The sequence below is a fragment of the Pseudomonas sp. OVF7 genome (genome assembly GCF_030644265.1).
Taxonomy (GTDB): domain Bacteria; phylum Pseudomonadota; class Gammaproteobacteria; order Pseudomonadales; family Pseudomonadaceae; genus Aquipseudomonas; species Aquipseudomonas gorinensis.
The window spans coordinates 4,259,314-4,280,164 of record NZ_CP128996.1 but is presented as its reverse complement, the minus strand read 5'-3'; the positions used below and the strand labels follow the sequence as shown (position 1 = coordinate 4,280,164).

At 54.0% G+C, this 20,851-nt stretch carries 19 protein-coding genes; 3 read left to right on the top strand and 16 right to left on the bottom strand.

The window, feature by feature from the left end:
* Positions 1–7: 7 nt before the first annotated feature.
* From QU606_RS19390 to QU606_RS19370, 5 genes are all read right to left on the bottom strand, one after another.
* Complete coding sequence (locus QU606_RS19390) at positions 8–607, bottom strand: TIR domain-containing protein (RefSeq protein ID WP_304997358.1); 600 nt, start codon at positions 605–607, stop codon at positions 8–10.
* Positions 608–869: 262 nt separating this feature from the next.
* Positions 870–1,037, bottom strand: a complete 168-nt coding sequence (locus tag QU606_RS19385) for an antitoxin Xre/MbcA/ParS toxin-binding domain-containing protein (RefSeq protein WP_256676691.1) — start codon at positions 1,035–1,037, stop codon at positions 870–872.
* Positions 1,038–1,273: 236 nt separating this feature from the next.
* A complete protein-coding gene (locus tag QU606_RS19380) occupies positions 1,274–1,771 on the bottom strand; it encodes a hypothetical protein (RefSeq protein ID WP_304997357.1) in 498 nt (165 codons plus the stop codon).
* A 191-nt stretch (positions 1,772–1,962) separates the two neighbouring features.
* Entirely contained in the window at positions 1,963–2,169 is a 207-nt protein-coding gene (locus tag QU606_RS19375; RefSeq protein ID WP_306108833.1) for a hypothetical protein, read from the bottom strand.
* Between the two features lie 102 nt (positions 2,170–2,271).
* Positions 2,272–3,003: a metallophosphoesterase gene (locus QU606_RS19370; protein ID WP_145015861.1), complete on the bottom strand. Its 732-nt coding sequence runs from the start codon at positions 3,001–3,003 to the stop codon at positions 2,272–2,274.
* Between the two features lie 223 nt (positions 3,004–3,226).
* Between QU606_RS19370 and QU606_RS19365 the strand changes: the two genes are divergently transcribed.
* Entirely contained in the window at positions 3,227–3,682 is a 456-nt protein-coding gene (locus QU606_RS19365; protein WP_145015859.1) for a helix-turn-helix domain-containing protein, read from the top strand.
* A gap of 881 nt (positions 3,683–4,563) precedes the next feature.
* Here the strand turns inward: QU606_RS19365 and QU606_RS19360 are convergent.
* From QU606_RS19360 to QU606_RS19320, 9 genes are all read right to left on the bottom strand, one after another.
* The gene (locus tag QU606_RS19360; protein WP_304997356.1) at positions 4,564–5,199 is read right to left on the bottom strand and encodes a hypothetical protein; all 636 of its coding nucleotides are present in this window, start codon (positions 5,197–5,199) and stop codon (positions 4,564–4,566) included.
* 377 nt (positions 5,200–5,576) lie between these two features.
* On the bottom strand, positions 5,577–6,248 hold the full coding sequence (locus QU606_RS19355) for a hypothetical protein (protein ID WP_304997355.1): 672 nt from the start codon (positions 6,246–6,248) through the stop codon (positions 5,577–5,579).
* On the bottom strand, positions 6,245–7,132 hold the full coding sequence (locus QU606_RS19350) for a TniB family NTP-binding protein (RefSeq protein WP_304997354.1): 888 nt from the start codon (positions 7,130–7,132) through the stop codon (positions 6,245–6,247). The genes QU606_RS19355 and QU606_RS19350 overlap by 4 nt, the downstream gene beginning before the upstream one ends.
* Positions 7,133–7,135: 3 nt before the next feature.
* Entirely contained in the window at positions 7,136–9,007 is a 1,872-nt protein-coding gene (locus QU606_RS19345) for a transposase family protein (protein WP_304997353.1), read from the bottom strand.
* Positions 9,008–9,670: 663 nt separating this feature from the next.
* Entirely contained in the window at positions 9,671–11,080 is a 1,410-nt protein-coding gene (locus tag QU606_RS19340) for an aldehyde dehydrogenase family protein (protein WP_304997352.1), read from the bottom strand.
* A 248-nt stretch (positions 11,081–11,328) separates the two neighbouring features.
* Positions 11,329–12,105, bottom strand: a complete 777-nt coding sequence (locus QU606_RS19335; RefSeq protein WP_024075434.1) for an alpha/beta fold hydrolase — start codon at positions 12,103–12,105, stop codon at positions 11,329–11,331.
* 24 nt (positions 12,106–12,129) lie between these two features.
* On the bottom strand, positions 12,130–12,639 hold the full coding sequence (locus QU606_RS19330; protein WP_024075435.1) for a cytochrome P460 family protein: 510 nt from the start codon (positions 12,637–12,639) through the stop codon (positions 12,130–12,132).
* Between the two features lie 24 nt (positions 12,640–12,663).
* Positions 12,664–13,737 carry an alpha/beta fold hydrolase gene (locus tag QU606_RS19325; RefSeq protein WP_304997351.1) on the bottom strand — a complete coding sequence of 358 codons (1,074 nt, stop codon included), beginning with the start codon at positions 13,735–13,737 and terminating at the stop codon, positions 12,664–12,666.
* A gap of 63 nt (positions 13,738–13,800) precedes the next feature.
* A complete protein-coding gene (locus QU606_RS19320) occupies positions 13,801–15,168 on the bottom strand; it encodes an epoxide hydrolase family protein (protein WP_102623367.1) in 1,368 nt (455 codons plus the stop codon).
* 627 nt (positions 15,169–15,795) lie between these two features.
* Between QU606_RS19320 and QU606_RS19315 the strand changes: the two genes are divergently transcribed.
* Positions 15,796–15,984 (top strand): ribbon-helix-helix domain-containing protein, encoded by a 189-nt coding sequence (locus QU606_RS19315; RefSeq protein ID WP_024075438.1) that lies wholly within the window; start codon positions 15,796–15,798, stop codon positions 15,982–15,984.
* A 21-nt stretch (positions 15,985–16,005) separates the two neighbouring features.
* Here QU606_RS19315 and QU606_RS19310 read toward each other — a convergent pair whose 3' ends face one another.
* A complete protein-coding gene (locus QU606_RS19310; protein WP_304997350.1) occupies positions 16,006–17,667 on the bottom strand; it encodes a SulP family inorganic anion transporter in 1,662 nt (553 codons plus the stop codon).
* A 176-nt stretch (positions 17,668–17,843) separates the two neighbouring features.
* On the opposite strand from QU606_RS19310, the gene QU606_RS19305 reads away from it, so the two are divergent.
* Positions 17,844–18,074: a hypothetical protein gene (locus tag QU606_RS19305; protein WP_041160937.1), complete on the top strand. Its 231-nt coding sequence runs from the start codon at positions 17,844–17,846 to the stop codon at positions 18,072–18,074.
* A 139-nt stretch (positions 18,075–18,213) separates the two neighbouring features.
* Here QU606_RS19305 and valS read toward each other — a convergent pair whose 3' ends face one another.
* Positions 18,214–20,781: a valine--tRNA ligase gene (gene valS / locus QU606_RS19300; RefSeq protein ID WP_304997349.1), complete on the bottom strand. Its 2,568-nt coding sequence runs from the start codon at positions 20,779–20,781 to the stop codon at positions 18,214–18,216.
* Positions 20,782–20,851: the final 70 nt, after the last annotated feature.

Genomic DNA, 20,851 nt, shown 5'->3' with positions numbered 1-20,851 from the left:
TATATTTCTAACGACCAGCCAGCCCAGCCGCCGTTTCGATCCAGGCAGCGATGTTGTCCCTGCCATTCTGAGCGGCGAAGTCGTATCGCATGCAGTGCTTGGAAAGGGGGACTACCGCGTTGCTGGTAGGAGCATCGAACCAGAGATCAGCGGCCGGAATGGCATGGGTGTAATCCTCATACCTCACCCACTTTCCGCCCTTGACCTCCGCGAAGAGAATTTTACCGTTGGCGAGATACAGCCCCACCTGATCCAGAGGGTTTGTGCCTTTCACCCCGAGCTGCTTGTCGTTGTTTCTCACGCCATGGATATCAACGATGAGCAGCCCGTTGCCCTTCAGGACACTGCGCACGATCTCGTACCGCACCCACCGCCTGCCGGCGGTGTACTGGCCAGCGAGTACACACGTTACAGAAGTGTTGTTGAGACCGTTGCGAAGGAAGGTCTTCAGCGCTTCATCGCCTTCCCTCTTGGAGGCCTCGAATACACTGCCATCAAAGAAGCCCTGGGCTTCTTGATCCTTGCTGACCACCAGGCAATTCCTGACATTCCAGCATCGCCACACGTCTTCCTGATAATGGAAGGAAAAAAACGTTCTCCGTGCCATCCCTTGCTCCCGTTCGTTAGCACCCCCTGCCCCGGCATCCCAGCCTCAGCGAAGGGCTGCATACGGGGCTGCTGTGGCCATCAAAAGCGAGGCCGTCCAGCAGCGGAGGCTTTGAAATGCAGGGAGACTACCACCAAGCGCTGGAGTTGACATCACTATGATGGCAGCAGGCATGCAAGCGGCTGTAGTGCGGCTGCGGCGGAGGATGGCTATGATCCATCTCTTGAGGTTAGGCAGACCAGGTGCCGATCAGAGCTAACGCTCAGGTGAAGATGCCATGGTCAAGACGCATGAGTAGGTCATAAATCTCGTCATACCCTGAAAGCGTGCACAGCAGGCTGCAGGGGGCTCGACAGCCTAGCCCACGCACAGGCCTCTCCAGCCAGTCTTGCGCGATCTTCGAATTTCCGAATACCTGCAGCGCAATCATCGCGATCTGGTTGTATCGGTTCCTAAAGCAGCGATGCTGACCACTCCATCCAGAAAATGACCAATGAGCGCAGGGCGCGATGATTTTCAGCTCTCTCATCCGCCATCCTCGATAGACCTTTGATCATCCCCGATTGAGGTTTTACGATACCGCTCAGGTAGCGCTGATCCCGATGGCTGTGGCCATAAGCCTGAACCTGGCGACCTGCGCCAGGCCAGCCAGGTAGCCGCCGATGGCTAACGAACGACAACGCCGTGAGTGGCCAGGTCGTCTACCAGCGTCTTACGACGAAGCATTTTGGGGATTTTGAACAGGCTTCTATAGCTGTAGAAAAAGCAGACAGGGATGAACAAGAGCCCGACTCCGTACGTGGCGGTCGCGATGATCAGACCCGCGGGGATCGCCGCAAGCCCAAACACAACACCCTTCAGAACGCTTGATCTAGCGACCAGCCGCATATGATCTAGGTCATACTCGACCTTTCCGTTACCCTTTTCAAAAGCCACGAGAACAATTGATTTTTTATTCAAATGTTTGTAATACCAAGTTCTCGGGCTGTCAGTCACAATGGCGCCATGACGTTTTAAGTAGTCCAACATCGCCACTTCTTTAAAGTGGAACGTCTTGCCCTCACTATCTTCGCAACGTACATTGTCGTAGATTGAGTCGATATCACCGCTCGCCTTGACGTTGTAGTTCTTGACCGTGAGGGTCATCTTTTTTAGGTCGGACATACCTTTCCTTGAGTAGTGGATGCGAAGGAGCATGGTGAGTAGGGCTGTGCTCACCGATCGGGAATAACTAGTTCAACCGTTGTATACCACCGGTCTTGGCAGGCTTACTCAGTTAACAAAGCCACAGGTTTTCGAGGTAAAAGCTCAGCCGAGCTTTGATAAAACCCAGCGGATAATCAGGCGATGACAATTCACGCACCAATTTGAGAACGTTCCGATAGCTCAGATACAATCACGTAATGATCGAGGCCAGTCATGCTTTGCACTAAGGTGTAACCACCCTCCTGCTTCACCATGCGTAGTTTCGGGGTCACAACGGTCATGCCATCGCTACCGACGCCCGACAGATCGCAATAGACCATTGCCGTGATGCGATCACCCACGCGGGCCGCGTTCATGAGGTACGCGTCAACCGTGACTCCCCAATCGATGCCGGCTGCCTGGACAACTAGCGGTGGAAGTCCGACCAATTCACAAGCACTCACGCTACTCACCATCCCTCAATTGATTTCGATTAATTTGAACGGATCAAATCCGCAGTCCTCACCTGGATAACCACGCTGGTTTGACAGCAGACGGCATCCACCCAAGACAGTGTCGACGGATAAGTGGGTATGGCCGAACGCCCAATAGTCGGCCCGCTCCACCAAGGAGTGCCACCTGTTGTAGTACGCAGCGCTGACATGCCCATCCTGCTCATCGCCCGCTACCTCAGCCATTGGGGCATGGTGAGTGACGACAAATGTTTTCCCCGTGAATGGCCGGCTCAGCTCCTGGCTAAGAAACTCCCGCGTGGCGTGGTTCTTGGCTACGAGGTCGGCCGGCCGCAAGCGCCGATAATTCGAGTCGGCCCTAATCATTTTGAAGTCGTTCATCACCCGGCCGCAGGTCACGGATGCGGCGACCGTATCCCCCGTGGCCGAAAAATCCGTCCATGCAGTACCCACCAAGAATCTGACATTCCCGAAGACCCACGACTCGTTTTCAAGCACGTGAACGTGAGGGGCCGCTGCTGCTCGCATCTTCTCGATTGTTCGATCGATATGCCCTTTGTAGCACTCATGATTCCCAGCGCAGTACACGACTGGAGCTTTGAAGGTCTCATTTGCCCACAAAACCCCACGACTTTGGAGGCTGATATCACCAGCCAACACCACGAGGTCAGCCACCATCTCTGGTGGATGAAAAGGTGTGAACTCGACATGGAGGTCAGAGTAGAGAAGTATCTGCATGATGTTGATGCTCAGGGCCTTGCTGCCCGGCCACGGCTTGCCAGGTCAAAATCTGGCTTGCTTTGCTTCAGGGCTGGATTTCGATTTGGACGTAAATTGAGGAAACGACTGGCTGGGCCGAACGCTGGGGCTGGGCTCGCCGAGTGTAGAGCGTGGATGACTATAGGCATTTGTTTTATACAAAGCAAATGCCGCATATCGTTCCGTTTACACAGGAACGCTTATGTCACTGCGCACATCTTTCGCTGCTGCTCTGCAATTCCTTCGGATGCGCCAAGCTTCGTTGCAGCAGGAACTGGGCCAGGCTGCCGATCAATCATACGTCAGCCGGCTCGAATCCGGCGCCCGATCGGTCACGCTTGAAGTGAGCGATGATCTTGCGAAAGCCCTTGGAGTAGACCCGCTTACGCTCCTCTTGCTGACCTACGCTTCAGAACGAGGCGAAACTCCCCAACAGATTCTGGAACACCTCAGAGAAGACCTAACCGTTTCGGGCTTGTTGACCAGCGAGATCCCTTTACAAGCTTCCAAAGCGCCTCATCCTATGGTTGCTGCGTCAGAAGAGCTGCGACCACAAATCAAAGCGCTCGCAGACCAAGGGCTGGGGCAGACGGAGATTGCCAAGCGACTGGGAATATCCAGGCATACGGTAATCAACCATCTGAAGAAGATGGGTTGATCGCTGAGAAACCCGTAGCGCGAATCACCCGAGCGGACACGTGAAGGTCGCCAGGTCAGCAGCTCCTTGAACCCATCTTAGGGTTGCTGAAATAGCTCTACGTCCGCTGGGTCGTGATGTGGGGTGACCGAGCATGAGAATTGAAGAAACCGAGACGCAGGGCCGCGTCGAACAATGTGATCGCGTTACCTATACGCTTAGATATCTGTGCGAACAGCATCAACCACATTTGGAAGATTGAATGGAGGGTCAGGTATGCAGGGAAACCGGAGTTTCTCGCTGACGCGGGCCTTAAGCAGCGCCGCGTTTTGGCGCCTACTGCATCCTGAGACTCAGTGGATATCATCTAGGGCTATTCGACGACTTACTATTGGACAGCAGCGATGGACACAAGATGATCCCTTGCATAGATGCGATAGTTGTTTCAGCTTGCTCAACGATTAAAGTTAAAGAACTCTTGAAAACATCAGAACGGTTGCTACAGATCTCTGCAGACCACTGAAAGAATCTGGATAAAAATAGATCACAAAAATCACGGGCATTATTTAGTTCCTTCCCCACTGGCCATGGTGAGTATAATGTTGTACAGGAAAAATTGATTCGACGATTTTTTACGCTTAGCGAGTGCCCTCCCCCCAGGCCTGTGCAAAGAGCTGATGTAGGAGCCCCCCGTTCTGTGCTCTGACGTATCGAGTATTGGAGAACGCGTACGCGTGGCATGGCTACCAGGAAATCAACCCATATCCAGGCATCGCCATGTAAGCAGTCTAGGCAGATAGGGCCCAAAGGTAGTGAGATTTCGGTTAGCAAGAAAAACTTAGTATCCATGCGACCTGTCCTCGCCCCATATATCGATTCGCAGACAGCAGGTCATCCGCACTTCACTTTCCAGTGGAGGCAGTGAATCCCTCGATGAATTGTTGAGCCCTGCAGGAGGCTATTAATGGATGCCATTGCACAAGTCGGCGTGCAATGACTGCAGCATGTTCTGGCGAGAAACCATTGCACGATGAGCCCAAACCATTGGCATCAGCAAATCCAATCGCGCGGCCTATTGCGTCCAACAGAGCCTCAATCACGTTCGACTCATCCGCTGGTAAGACCTCGTAAAGCCAGCCGAGTATAAGTAGCGCGACCCTTCGGTGAGCGATACTGGCTATCAAAGGGCCGAGAGTGAACGTCTGTTGAAACATCGGAAGTTGAAGATAAGCAGCGTCGTTACGCATGTAACGATTGATGAGGCCAAACCTTGGATAGAGCATCAAGCAGATCAGGAATTTCGAGAAATCCCATTCCCAGGACTCGTGAGCGTTGTTGCCCAGCTCGCCCTGAATAGCCTTCATCTCAAAGTTTTTGAGCATGTCCTGTACCGACTGCAAGGACTTGATAGAGCGCACTCCATCTTGAAACCGGGACGCTGAAAGATACCTTTCTTTATGTACAACCTGCATCTGGAAAAATCTCATGGCCATGCTCAGCTTAGGCCCGAACACCTCTGCAGCATCGATCAAAGGCATATTATGACGTGCGCAAATCACTGTACCCACGGCGCACCAATAGTTTAGCGAAGTAGGAAGTTCGCACACACGAACTTGTTCAGTCAAACACTGATAGCAAAACGTGCGCCTGTAAAAGCGCGGTATTAGCCAATTGCTAGGTGGTTGAATAAGATTTGCCCTGAGTTCAGGACTCATGTGTACGGCCTCACACGCCGCATTCGCGAATCTGGAGTTCAGCGAGAAGTCCGGATCGAAATCAGCAGCCGGGGCCGAGGCCAACCACATTTGGCTGAGTTCCTCACGCCCAAGCGGCGTGTATCTAGAAACCCTGCTCTGCCTGTAAAGCCAGCACGATAGAAGTTCTCCCTCGATCGGTAAGCAATCGATGCAGACCGTCATCTACTTTTACCTTTATACAGGTACACGGGGTGGAACAGTCGCAGAATTGTATCGCCGAGATTTCCTTTGGTTTGGTGGTAAAGGACTTCCAGGGATACGTTTGCAAACTCCGTAAGTGGGTATCCAGCAAGGATCGATTCAAAAAAAATTTGGTATTCATTAAAATCTCGAAAGCCCTTCAAGCTGAAAGTCTGAGCGAAGTGTAGTGAGCAGCCCTGGAGATCAAGCATCGCCGACATGTCTGAATGCAGACCAGAAACTACTATGTTGACTAATGGGAGCGCAATCAGTATGGACTTTATCTGTTGGATAGTACGACGCCTCGCGCTTTCATTGCCGAGAAATATGTCAATGTGATCGATAAATATCGTCGAAACCTCTCTCAAGGTAACAATCTCGACCACAAATTTAGGTATTGCATTTTTCCCTTGAAACTCCACATCAATATGTAGCTGATGATAGAGCTGACCAAGAAGATCTAGCCCGGAAAGTTCAGGGTGATCTGCTATGGTAAATATGGGCTTAGCCAGGCGCGATCTGACATATGCCATGCAGGTCGGTAAGCCGAAGCCTGGCTCGGATGAGACAAGGCAAAATGAACCCTCACGCGTCAACGCAGCCAAGACATCGTTGGCGGTGGCATACTGTGAGGGCGAGAGTATGATCATTTCTGTTTAGGCTTTCCGGGATTGTGGATTTTGAAGCCGTACTTTGCCGCGAGGGAATTGATGTTGCTAAATTGATCTTGGTAAATGCGCTCAGCTCCCTGTTCGATAGCATCCATCGCGGTACACTTGAGGATCTTCACGATGTTATCCAGAATACCATGTGAATTTGAGTAAATAAGCGACCTCAGCTTAGGAGATGCGACATTAGATGCAAGCTTAAGCGGGAGATGCGTTTCATAAGTGGCAATGAAGTTTACAAAGTCTTGATCTTTTTTCCACTTTTGGAGTTCCCATTGCACAAACCGCCGATCCAGAACTCGATCAAGCGCGATCGCTTCGAGAGCTACTGAGTTACCGAAAGCAATAACGCACAACTTGAGCTTTCCTTCCGCAAGGCTGCGCAGTAGCGATAAAATCACTTTCTTGTTGATATTCCCCTCAAGCATCGCATCTGACAGCTCGTCTATAACGATCGCTCCAATTTCCCCCGCTTCGATTTTCTTAAGTATGATATCGATTCTGTTTGCAGCGGTTGTTCTCTTGCCGATGTGCACATGAAACTGCTCGCAAATCGCATCGTGCAATTTGTACCTGTTAATATTTTCAGTCAGGGTGATGAATACCATTTTTTTCCCTGACAGGTGACCCAGATCCTGAAGACGGTGAAACAAGGCCGACTTCCCATCGCCACCTTCGCCATAGATGAATATGCTTGACGCCTGTATCTGGTTTTCCGTATAGATCATGTGATTCAAGCAATTCATCAAAGGCTTCAGACGAGGAGTATCGATCCAAATATCATGGCGGCAAATCTTGATCCGTTGTTCTGCCGGCAACTCGATTAGGTGCCTTAAGTCGGCTTTCACATGACTGAGGTCGCTCATAACTCAAGTCTCCTTAGAATCGATGATCAGCACTGGTACCAGCAAGTCTATCTCTTCGGGGTCTAAGATTATCTGTGGTTGGAAAATATCTTCTTCCTCCCAAGCACCTTCGTCGGTTTGAACATAGACTTTACTTTCTTCAATAGGGTATTCCTCGACGTCCTCTAGGTCATCCCCCTCGACGGAATGAGGGGCTGGAAGTGGTGGCGGTAGAGCTAACTGCTTCGGCGCACTCATGAAAGCCGTTTTCAGCGCCTCAGCTTCTTGAAGAATTTCTTCCTGCCGATCCATCGCAGCGAGTGCGAAATCATCATCGATAGTCCCGTCTGCCTTGTTAATCAAAGCTGGCATACGCTTTGATAGTTGTTTGTGATTCGAGTAGGATTCCCAATGTGTAGACAGCCCGTCACGAGTGTAAGAACAAGGAATTTTTAGGAATGCATGAGGAGTCTTCACCCAAATATAGTTAAGGTCGTGCTGCAAGTACTTCACATCCAGCTTTTGGCCAACATAGTCTTCCAAAGTATCACTTGCATACCTGCGGCCGGCGAAATTAATGCCATACGGGTGCACCTTATGGGAGAACGAGGTTGGGCAAAAATCGATGAGAAACCTCTGCGCATCCTCCGTGGAAATAATTCTGGATGAGTCATACTTTCCTTGAGCTTTGTAGTGAGCGAAAGCTTGCCTCGGAGTACAACCAAGTGCGGCTTGTTTTTTTCCATGGTAAACTGTAACTTCCTTCATCATCCACTCCGCACATTGCTTGAAGTCCATTTTGGCGTTTAACTCGCTTTCAAAACTTTGTCGCTCCATCACGTTGCTCCCGGTCGAACCGGGAAGAAAATGCACTCCAGTGGTCATGAACGAGCCAATTACACGCTCTATTATCCCGCCGTACCATTTTTTGCCGATGGGGCGATGATCCCACTCCATCCCCCATTCTTTGCACTGCTGAATGAAGGCATCGCTCGTAAACTCTGCAGCATTGTCGGTGAAAACTACAAACGGGATGCCATGAAACGGATACTCATCAGGATGAGTCAAAAAACTAAATAAACTGCCTTGCTTATTCATAACCGCAAACGCCAATGCGGCAGCAACTGTACTTATACTCGGAGCTTCCATACTTAGATAAAACCCTAGGATTACCCTTGACCTGTCACAAACGATCATGGTTATCCAGGGTCGCCCGATGATGACATCCCTGTTATACTCATCGACGAGCAATATATCCACTCGAGTATGATCCATTGACACACGACGCAACAAACCATCGATAATAAATTTTTTGGGCTTAAAGCCATACTTTTGATCAAATTGCTCCGCAGTGAGCACCTTCCGGTCACGGTCTTTTTCCGGTATGTTAAGAAGAAATTTTCTTGCCGTATGACGGCTTACCGGTTTTTCACCAGTAGCTTCACAATAATGGCGGGCCCACTTTAGCAACTCACTGATGGACGCCTTTGGGCCTTTATAGTGAGCTTCGTAAGCTTTGCTGAGCGCTGCCACCTGTCCTGACGTTGCTCTACTGCCTCCTATAGGTGTCCCCCTGTGTTTTCGAACGATATTTTTTCCGTTGCGATAATCCTCCAGCAACTTATAGAAATGTGATCTTTTTAACCCAGTGAGTTCCATGCCCCTCTTGGCAGGCAGCCCTTGATCAATCTCCTCGAATACAGATATACGCTCACTTGCGAGTTGCTCCTCTCGGTGATCAATCGTTCTGATCTGATACGGAATGGCTTCAGTACTGGGTGGAACTCCAGACTCCTTCCAATCTCTGGGGATTCCATCGTGGGCATTTTTTACTGGAGCCAACTGAGCATTTAGTTCAATTCCCTGGTTATCTCTCTCCAGATCATCGTCATCCATATCCAACCCCAACGGCTCTGTTGAACAACTGAATCACATGACACTTGAGTGATCATAGCCGCCCAATTAAGACATGCAACCCCTGGACAAAAGACCGAAGGGAACGCGACCCAAAGGCAAAGACCGATTTAATTTAATATTGAACTTTAAAAGCAGGGGGATAAGTACACTTAGTTGACAATTAAAAGTGTGCAAATTTCAATAAGTTAACCCTCCCACGCCCAGGCATCGAGATTTTAAATTCACAATATTCATATAAATCGAAATAGCTTCTTTATAACCGAAAGTCAATTACCGCAAAAAATATTGTTATAAAAATATTCGGGCTTAATCACGGGAATGGTCGTCCGCTGTCAGCCGGCATCACAAAGATACGCGGTTGTGAGAATGCTATATGAGCGTCAGCGATGCAGCCTTCACCGCTTGTGGGGGTGGTACTTCACCAATCAACGTGGACATATCGGGCGACCGAGGACAGTAGAAGGAGAAAGGTTAGCCATCCAGCCGTACCGAAAACTGCCTGGATGGCCTGTACATTTCATTGCCGGAAAAAAGATAATGTTCTTTTCATTGCCGGAAAAAAGATTTCTGTTTTCCGGTAATAGAGCGACATTCTCGCTAACTACCTGTAATCTCTAAATATTCTTATTGTCCGCTTACATTTCAACGTTCACAGGCCTCAAGAAATGCTTCCAGCCCAAAGACTCCAAACTCCCGACCGACACCGGACTGCTTTACCCCGCCGAACGGCGCCAGCAGCTCTGGCGAAATTCTGTTGATCAACACCGAGCCGGCCTGCAGTTGGGTTGCCAGGCGTTGGGCACGTTCCAGTTGCCGGGAAAACACATAAGCTTGCAAACCGTAGATACTGGCATTGGCAATAGCGATCGCTTGTTCTTGCGAGTCATACGCAATGATCGATAGCACCGGGCCGAAAATCTCCTCTTGCGCGATGTCCATGTCACTGCTGACCTCGGCAAAGACCGTAGGCCTGACGAAATAGCCCTTATCCAAGCCGGTTGGTCTGCCCTCCCCGCCGATAATCAACGTCGCGCCTTGCGCCTGCCCGCGGCGGATGAAAGCTTGTACGCGGTCGAATTGGGCGCGATTGACCAGCGGCCCGAGCGCAGTGGCCGGATCCTGCGGATTGCCGACGACCATCGCTCCAACCAGGCTTTTGACGCGGTTGATAATGTCCTCGGCGTGCGTGCGTGGCACCAGCAGACGTGTGCCGGCGACACATGCCTGACCGTTGTTCATGAACGCAGCATTCAGAGCCAGGGGAATGGCGATGTCGAGATCGGCGTCATCCAGGATGATAGAGGCCGACTTCCCCGTGAGCGACAGACTCACTCGCTTCATGGTCTCGATTCCGGCGCGTGCAATGAGCTTTCCGGTGGCGGTGGACCCGGTGAATGAAACTTTCGCGATGAGTGGGCTGGCGCTGATTTCGTCACCCACATCACTGCCGCGTCCCAACAGAATGTTGAAAACCCCTTTGGGCAACTCTGCGCGATGCAACGCTTGGGCGAGCACGGTGGTCTGCAAGGGGCTCAACTCGCTCGGTTTGATGACCGAGGCACAGCCAGCCGCAATGGCCGATGCCAGTTTGCTGCATATCGTCCCGGCGGTGCTGTTCCAGGGGGCAAACAGCGCCGCGACTCCGACCGGCTCCATCACCACGGTAGCGTCACCGACCGAACGACTCAGGTCGAAGTGTTTCAACACCAGCGCCGCATTGGTAAATGACTGCGAGGCGTAGCGACTGACCCATTGCGCACGGGCAAACGGCGCACCGTACTCTTCGATGGCGGTATCGCGAATTTCATTCGTGCTCGCCAGCACGGCAGCCTGCAACTGCTCGAGCATGTCGATACGCTCGGCCTTGGAGGTGCGGCCCATCGCGACTTGAGCACGCGAAGCCGCCGCGATAGCGTGCTTGGCATCTTCACGATCAGCCAGGGTGAGCGTACCGATGACCTCCTCGGTAGCCGGATTGATGCATTGCACCGTTTCATTGCCCTGAACGGGAACGAATGCTCCATCAATGTAACTGTGATTGATCTTCCACATCGTGGCGTACCTGATTGATTGCGGTTGCCCGCGATAAGCACAACGCCCGGTATGCTCAGGCGTTGGCCTCGTCGTCGCCCCACCCTCTCCCGCTTTTCAGCCGGGCATCGGCTCACGTGCGCCCCTCCGGATGACGGGCGCGGAAATCTGCTGCCTCCCGAATGGGCCCTCTTTGGAAAGGTTACTTACGAAACACGGAGGGTGATGATCAGAGCGATGTCTCCCACTGCCGCTTCGCCCTTGGCGTGTTACTTCGCCGTGGCGGCTTTTTCGATTAGGCGGGCAACCGGTTCCGGGTTCGATACCATCACGACATGTGAAGCGCCCTTGACCACTTCCACGGCTTTGGCAGCGGCGCGCTTGGCCATGAACGCCATGGCTTGTGGTGGAATGTTCTTGTCCTTGTCGCCGTAGATGTACCAGGACGGAATATGCTTCCAGGCAGGGCTGCCGGACGCTTCGTTGAGCGCCGCTTCCGTTACCGGACGTTGGGTGGCGGCCATCAATGCCGCCTCTTTCGCGGGGACGTCCGCGGCGAACTGGTTGTGAAATTTGTCCTGCTGGATGTACAAGTCCTTGCCCCCATCGGCCAGTGGTACAGGCGCAGCCAGCGTTGGGCCCAGCGTGCTGCCTGGGAATTTGCCGGCCAGCCCGGCGACGGTTTCCCCGGCCTCAGGTGCAAACGCACTGACGTAAACCAGGGCTTTGACGTTGACATGATCGTTGGCCGCATCACTGATAACGTTGCCGCCATAGGAGTGGCCGACCAACACCACCGGCGAATGAATGCTCGTCAGCAATGCCGAGATTGCCGAACCATCGCTCTTTACACCGCGCAATGGGTTGGCAGCGGCAACCACCGGGTAACCGTCCTTCTCGAGAATCTTCACGACGCCATTCCAACTCGACGCATCGGCAAAGGCGCCATGTACGAGCACAATCGTGGGTTTTTCAGTTTGCGACCAGGCGTGTGTCGCCATGCTCAGGCTGACGGCGACGGCCAGTGCGGTTAATACTTTTTTCATTGCTAACTCCGGGGTTGACGGGAATCAGGGGGCGAAGCGAGTGAAGACAAAGTCGTGATTCCGCACTCGCGCCTGGTGACAGGCGAAGCAGGTTTCGTGTTGGGCTTCATCGGCCGGTTTACCGTTGATAAACCGCCCGAATCCCCAACCACCGGTTGCTGCATATTTTTTCGAGTCCTTGACCATCACCTGCACGGTCGTGGCCGGCCCCGGGATGGACGCCGGCTCGAATTCCGGGGACTGCACATGTTTCCAGGCCAGCTTTACCAGCACCGTGCCATCGGGGAATGGCAGCGTTGAGTCCTGATAAGCCTTGATGGCCGAGTCATTGCCCAGCACGGCTCGCAGTTCATTCAGGGGGGCTGCTTCCTGCGCCGGCGCAATCAGCGGCCATAGGCGGTAGTTTTCAGGCAATTTCACGCCATAGATCGGTGAGGCGTCGCCAGTACTGGCGTCGCCCGAGGCAACACCGGTAGCGGTCAACGCTGCGATTGCAATGGCAGCCGACATCGCGGCAAGAAATTTCAGCTTCATCATCGCCATCCTCTCAGCCGGTGTTCAAAGATGATCGGCATCGATCACCGCCTGGGCGAAGGCTTTCGGCGCTTCCTGCGGCAAGTTGTGACCAACACCGCCGGTGAGCAATCGGTACTCATACTTGCCAGTGAAGCGCTTGGCGTACGCTTCGGCAGGTGGGTGCGGTGCGCCGTTCGCATCACCTTCCAGGGTGATGGTGGGCACGCTGATGGATGGAAATACCGCGAGTTTCTTCTCCAGCGCGTCGTATCTGGCCTCGCCCTTGACCAACCCCAGGCGCCAGCGATAGTTGAAAATCGACACGGCCACGTGATCAGGGTTTTGCAAGGACGCCGCGCTGCGCTCATAAGTGGCGTCGTCGAAATTCCACTGTGGCGACGCCAGCTTCCAGATGAGCTTGGCGAAGTCATGGGTGTTTTTCTCGTAGCCCAGGCGCCCGCGCTCGGTCGCAAAGTAGAACTGGTACCACCACTGCAGTTCGGCGGCTGGCGGCAATGGCGCCTTGCCCGCCTCTTGGCTGCCTATCAGGTAACCGCTCACAGCGACCAGGGCTTTCACTCTTTCCGGCCACAGTGCGGCAACGATATCTGCAGTGCGGGCGCCCCAGTCAAACCCACCCAGCACCGCCGTCTTGATCTTCAGCGCGTCCATGAAGTCGATCAGGTCAGTCGCCAGCGCAGCAGGTTGACCATTGCGAACTGTCTTGGCCGAGAGAAAATGCGTATCGCCATAACCCCGCGCAGAAGGGATCAACACTCGATATCCCTTGTCCGCCAAAGCAGGAGCGACATCAGCGTATGCGTTGATATCGTAGGGCCAGCCGTGCAACAAAATGACCACAGGGCCATCGGCTGGGCCGAGTTCCGCGTAAGAAATGTCCAGCAGCCCCGCTTTCACATGCTTAAGAGCACCGAGAGAGGTGTGGGCTCCCGGCGTGATAGCCCCAATGGTGGACGCGGGTACATCAGCCGCGCTGGCTTGGGAAAAACCGACAGCCACCGCTGCGAATTGCAGCGCCGCTGCTGCCAACAGCGATGGGGCAAGACCCCGCAGGCGGCTGGATTTATTTTGGTTGTTCAGCAAGGTCATCTCCATGGTGCTTCTCCGTAGCGAGCCGCCGAATAGCGGCCCGGTTGTGTTGACTGGATTGCGTGTGAGCTACTGGGCTGTCTTCGTTGCGCTCAGCTTGGCGCGCAGCGGCCGGAAGGCCTCCCGCAACTCTTCGCTGAACAATTGAGGTTGCTCCCAGGAAGCGAAGTGGCCGCCCTTGTTAACCTGGCTGTAGTAGGAAAGTGATGGGTAAGCGCGTTGCGCCCAGCTTTTTGGCGCCTGATAGATCTCGTGCGGGAAGACCGTGATCGCCACCGGCACCTTGATGCTTGCGGTGTTCTGCGCGGCAGCGCTGAAATTGTTGTTGTTATTTTCCCAGTAGAAACGCGATGACGATGCGCCTGCGTTCGTCAGCCAGTACAGGCTGATATCGTCCAGCATCTCGTCACGGGTCAATACCCGTTCAGGCTGACCATCACTGTCCGTCCACGCGGCGATTTTTTCGTACATCCACGCCGCAGTACCGGTAGGCGAATCGGCCAGCAGGTAACCGATAGTCTGCGGGCGCGTAACCATCATCGCGCCGTATGCTGCATTGCGGCCGAAGAAGGTGCTCAAGGAATCAAACGCCTTGCGTTCAGGCTCAGTGAGCCCGACAGGGGCCGGGTCACCACTATTGATCGGCTTGACCAATTCGGGCGGGATGGTGGCCGGCATGTTCAAGTGAATGCCCAACAGACCCGGCGGATTCAGGCGGCCTAATGCATCCGATATCACCGAACCGTGATCTCCGCCCTGGGAAACATAGTGGGTATAACCCAGACGCTTGATGAGCACATCCCAAGCCTTCGCGACTCGATCCGGCCCCCAGCCCAATTCAGTTGGCTTACCGGAAAAACCGTGTCCCGGAATCGATGGAATGATCACGTCGAACGAATCTTCAACCTTACCGCCGTAAGCAACGGGATCCGTCAGCGGGCCGATAGTCTTCAGGAACTCAAACTGTGAGCCTGGCCATCCGTGTGTCAGAAGCAGCGGCATCGCGTTGGGGTTTCGCGAGCGAACATGGATGAATTGAATATCGACGCCGTCGATAGTCGTGATGAATTCAGGCAGTGCATTGAGCTTTGCTTCGGCCTTGCGCCAGTCATAGCCGCTGCCCCAATACTTCACCAGCGCCTGGACCTGGGCCAACTGCACGCCTTGGGAAACGTCATTGACGGTCTCTTTGTCCGGCCAGCGGGTCGCCGCAATGCGCTTTTTCAGATCGGTCAATTGAGCTTCATCGACGTGAATTCGATAAGGTCGAATTGATTCGGGATTGGTCGAGGCCGAGTTGGCAACTGACGCATCGGCGGCCGGGCCAGCAGCCCAGGCACCACCGCTGCCGGCTATCAGGGCCAACCCCAAAACGCCCATTCTCACGGAAGAAGCCAGACAATGGCGCCAGGTGAAACCGAACGTAGCTGCAGGCATTTTGAATTTCCTATAAGTCATTGGTCGACAACGTCGCGAAACGCGCAGAGATAGCCGCGAGTTAAATGAGTCATCCATTGGAGAAGGTTTGCGCCTTCTCGATGGGTTCATTTAAAGCCCCGCAGGTATCCCGTATGTGTCATCAACCGACTTAAAAGAATCGCTGTGTATCTATCCAAAGCGCAGATACAAAACAATACAAACCGACCACTCGCTCATCAGAAAACATAAGGGCTTTTCAGCCCATCAAGCCCGGCAAAGGGCATCGAGACCGCGTCGATTGCCAGGCGGCATAACTACCCAAGGAACGGGCAGATACCCCGCTCAACATTCGTAAAGCGCTAAGAGTCACTAAACGTTAGCCGAAGAAAATCCAGTGCGCGCGGTCGATGAACTCGACCTGGGCGTACTGGGTTTTGAGGGTATCGATCCTGCCACAACCGATCGTCCGGTCTACAACCGATCCGCTGCGCCAGGCGCTCGACAGAGATAGCTCTGGAGTCTTTCCGGTGGCACATGACCGATCACAATCGACCTGCCGAACGCCCCTCAGTCGTAACAGTGACAGCACCGGACAAGGCAATTACAATTTGATTAACATCCAGCGATTGAGTGATTGAATACCCCATGGAAAGCAAGACTGCGCGCCTCACTGTGCTCATCGATCCCATCAAGAAAAAGGCGTTCGAGGAACTCTGTGCAGCACAGGATTTGACGCCTTCGCAGGTGGTCCGTCAGTTGGTTCGTGACTACCTGGACACCCACGGTGCCAGCTATTCGACCAAAAGCAAGTACGCCACCAGCAACAAGTCATAAACGAACACGGGCAGTTAGCCTCTAGAGGGTCGATGTGTCCTCCACGAGACTGACAGCTTTCGCCAGCGCGGTGTTGAAGTCGGTGTGGTAATGCTCCGCGCCGATTTCTTGCAAGATGCCCACCCTATTGAGCTTGTTGAGTACCTTCGTATTCGCCTCGCAGAGTTTCACCACGATATGCCGCTTGTGCAGTTGCTGGATGACTTCTTCCAACACCTGTAAGCCCGTGATATCCATAAACGGTACGCGCTTCAAACGGATAATCAGCAGGCGCGGGTCGGTATGAGTCTGTGCAAGGACACGCTCGAACGTCTCGGCCGCCCCAAAGAACAGCGGCCCCTCAATCGTATAGATCAATACCCCCGGCGGCAGTTGAGCATGGCCATTAGCTTTCAGCTCTTCTTCAAGCTCGTACTCGACGACCTGTTGCACCTCCACGGATGAGGCCATGCGGCGTATGAAGTGCAGCATCGCCAGGATGACGCCGATATTCACGGCGATCACCAAATCACTGAACACGGTGAGGCCGAAGGTGATGAGCAGGATCGATACGTCCGCGCGCGGGGCTCGCTGGACCATGCGCTTGAAATGCTTTAGCTCGCTCATGTTGTACGCGACCACAAAAAGTATCGCGGCCAGTGCGCACAGCGGGATGTTTGAGGCCAGAGGGGCCAGAAACAGAATAATCAGCACCAAGGTGACTGCGTGCGTAATGCCGGCCAGCGGGCTTGTGCCGCCGTTACGGATATTGGTGGCCGTGCGGGCAATGGCCCCGGTAGCGGCGAAGCCGCCGAACAAAGGCGTGACCAGATTGGCCACCCCCTGACCGATCAGCTCCTGATTGGAGTCGTGCTTGGTACCTGCCATGCCATCGGCCACCGTCGCGGACAACAGTGATTCGATTGCCCCAAGCATGGCGATAGTGAACGCCGGACCAATCAGATCGATGACCCGCGACAGCGTGATTTCAGGCAGGCTCAACGCTGGCAAACCTTGAGGTATGCCACCAAATGCACTGCCAATCGTGGCGACCCCGTCGAAGTGAAAGGTGGACTGGATCGCTGTCGCGACCGCCATGGCGATCAGTGGGCCAGGCACTTGTTTGAGACCGGGAATTCTGGGCGCAGTGATGACCAGTAAAAGGCTGAGTACCGCCAGCAGGGTCGTGGCCATATGAAGATTCGGCAGGGCCTGGAGCAGATGCCAGAGCTTTTCATGGAAGTGCTCTCCTCCGACCTTCGGTAATCCGAAAAAGTCTCTCCACTGCCCGACCCAGATGATCACGCCGATGCCCGCAGTGAATCCGACGATCACCGGGTCGGGGATAAACTTGATGATTGCACCGAGCCGGGCCATCCCCAGCAGTAACAACATGCCCCCCGCCATCATCGTGGCGATCTGCAGGCCGTCAACACCATGCTCGGCCGTGACGCCCGCAAGAATCACGATGAACGCACCTGTCGGCCCGGCAATCTGCAAGCGGCTTCCGCCAAAGAGCGAAACCAGCAGGCCACCGATGATGGCGGTGTAGATGCCTTGCTCAGGTTTGACGCCAGATGCAATGGCAAACGCCATGGCCAGCGGGAGTGCCACGATCCCGACGATCACGCCAGACATCACATTGCGAAGCCAGTGTCCTCGTCTCAACAACCCCGCCTTCCATGCCTCACCTATCGCAATCATGGCTAGCTCCTCAGTGGATGCATGTGCATAATATTAACATCCAGTGATAATTGAAATCCCCTGGCGCCACTGCTTCGTGCGGCTGGAGATGTCTAGGGTGGAAGCTCAGAGGGAGCTGAGCGAGCATGCACTGCCAATAGAGAATTTTTGAAAACGCGCGTAGCGTGGTGACAGACATGAATCGTCAAGCTGTGAAAACCAAACATGCCGAAGGCGTGACCTTCGACACGCATGTGATCGCAAACCCAACCAACCCCAAGGAGTGGATTGTGTTCTTCAAGAAGGACGCCGGGAGAAGTTATTTTTTGGTTGATGACAACGAGGAGGTCGAGTCTTTCGGGCATCTGGATGACTTGGTCGCAGAACTTCGCGACTTGGGCCTCAAGGCGGCTGAAATCCACTTTTAACCCAGGGTACTTCATGCAGCCAACACGCCGTCCCTGTTCCAAGCCCTTCAAAGCCCAAGTGTTTGCTGGACGACTATAGACGTGCTCGCGAAGCGATCTCCTTGATCGCTCCGCGAATTGACTTGCCCTCAGGTCTACGTCACTTCAGCCATACATCGACCCGCTGCTCAGTTCCCTCTATAAACACCAAAGCCTCAACCTGACCTGCTTCGATCAAGTCCTGGCGAACGCCTTTTATCCTTTCAAGCTGCGCAGCCCCGCCAACCAGTTCAACACGTGCTACCGAAGCCTTCATGGATTGGCGGGCGTCAGATTTTGCTTTGCGAATCGCAGATAGCACGGCACTGACACTCATCAATAAGCTTTCAATAGACGCGTCAGGACAAGCATCCCCTTGCGGCCAAGGCGCATTGTGCACTGAGCCGCAATTCCAGGATTGCCAGACTTCCTCACATACAAATGGCAGAAATGGCGCAAACAGTCGCTGCTGCACGCTCAGTGCATGTGCAAAAGCATTACGGGCCGAATGGCCTTCTGGTCGATAGGCGCGACGCTTGACCAATTCGACGTAGTCATCGCAAAACCACCAGAAGAACCCTTCGATACGTGACAACGCCACGCTATAGTCGTACGCCTCCAACGCACACGTAGCATCATGGACTACGCCGCCCAGGCGTTTGAGCATGGCCTGATCCAGCGGCTGGTCGATATCCCCGTTGTCATCCTTGGCAAAGCCTTGAACCAACCTCGATAGATTGAACAGCTTGACGGCCAAACGGCGGCCGATCTTCATCTGCTGTTCTTCAAAGGCTGTATCACTGCCGAGCCGCGCTGAGGCTGCCCAGTAGCGCACACCGTCACTTCCATACTGGTCGAGCAAGGCTTGTGGGGTTACCACGTTACCCTTGGATTTAGACATTTTCTTACGGTCGGGATCAAGGATCCACCCAGAGAGCGCGACATTACGCCATGGCACGCAACCGTGTTCAAAATGGCTGCGTACCAGTGTCGAAAATAGCCAGGTGCGGATGATGTCGTGACCTTGAGGCCTGAGATCCATGGGGTATATTTTGGCGAACAACGCGTCGTCCTCTCCCCAGCCTCCGGCGATCTGAGGCGTCAGCGAACTGGTGGCCCAAGTATCCATGATGTCCTGTTCGCCGACAAAACCATTCGGTTGACCACGTTGCTCGGGGCGATACCCTGGCGGAGTATCCAGGCTCGGATCAACGGGCAGGCTTTCCTCACAGGCAATAATCGGCGCGCTGTAGTCTGCTTCGCCTTGTGCATCCAGCCTATACCAGAACGGAATTGGTACGCCGAACGTACGCTGGCGACTGATGAGCCAATCTCCGTTCAAACCGCCTACCCAATGCTCGTAACGCCTGAGCATGTGCGGCGGATGCCAGTCCAGCGTCTGGCCTGAGGCACGCAACAAGTCCCGCAGGCTTGCGTCGCGTCCGCCATTACGCAAGTACCATTGCCGAGTGGCAAGAATTTCCAAAGGCCGGTCGCCTTTCTCGAAAAACTTTACCGCGTGTTGAATCGGTCGGGGTTCATCCTGCATGGCGCCGCAGTCGCGCAACATCGACACGAGCTGTGTGCGAACCTGGGACAAATTACGGCCAGCCAGGCCTGCATAGGCCTGTTGGCTGCGGGGTGTCGTCAACCAGGGGGGCGTCTCAAGCAACAGGCGCCCATCTTTTCCCAGTATTGACCGCGTTGGCAACTGCAACTCCCGCCACCAGATCACATCGGTAAGATCGCCAAAGGTGCAGACCATCACCAAGCCGGTGCCCTTGTCAGGATCGCCCAAAGGGTGTGCCAGCAGCGGTACGTCCACGTCAAAAATCGGCGAGCGCACGGATTGTCCGAACCGCGCCTTATAACGAACGTCGTCCGGGTGAGCCACCAGCGCCACGCATGCCATCAGTAGCTCAGGCCGAGTGGTAGCCACCCTCAATGGGGCGCCATCAGCCGTCTCGAAACGGAGTTCGTGATACGCACCCGCGACCTCACGCTCTTCAAGCTCTGCTTGAGCCACGGCTGTCTGGAACGTTACGTCCCACAGGCACGGGGCTTCCTGGCTATAAAGTTCGCCACGCTGATAGTTACGAAGCAAAGCGCGCTGACTCGCTCGTTGGGAGCGCTCATCAATGGTGGCATATGAAAGGCTCCAATCAACGGACAAGCCCAGTTGCACGAAGAGTGCACGGAACGCTTGCTCATCAATGGCCGTCAGTTCGTGGCACAACTCGATGAAGTTGCGCCTGCTGATGACAGTAAAGTCACCTCGCTTTAATGGAATGGGCTCAGGTGGCCTGAAACCAGGCTGATAAGCTGCCAGCGAGTCGCAACGTACGCCATAGAAATTCTCGACCCTGCGTTCGGTCGGCAAGCCGTTGTCGTCCCACCCCATGGGGTAGAACACAGCCTTACCTCGCATGCGCTGGTATCGAGCGATGATATCTGTATGGGTATAGCTGAAGACATGACCGACATGCAGCGAGCCTGAGGCCGTCGGCGGGGGTGTATCGATGGAGAACACAGCGTCGCGTTGGGCTGTGTGGTCAAAGGCATACGTGCCTTCGAGCTGCCAACGTTGAGACCAGCGTGTTTCAAGGTTTTCGAGCGAGGGGGTGACAGTTTGATCGTTTAGAACTTCATCACGTTTAACGGTGACATAGCATCCTCCTGTTAATATCAAAGGGCACGACAGTGAGTCGTGCGCCGGGCTGAATTTTATATTGAATCGCCTTTGAAAAGTAAACCCCCTA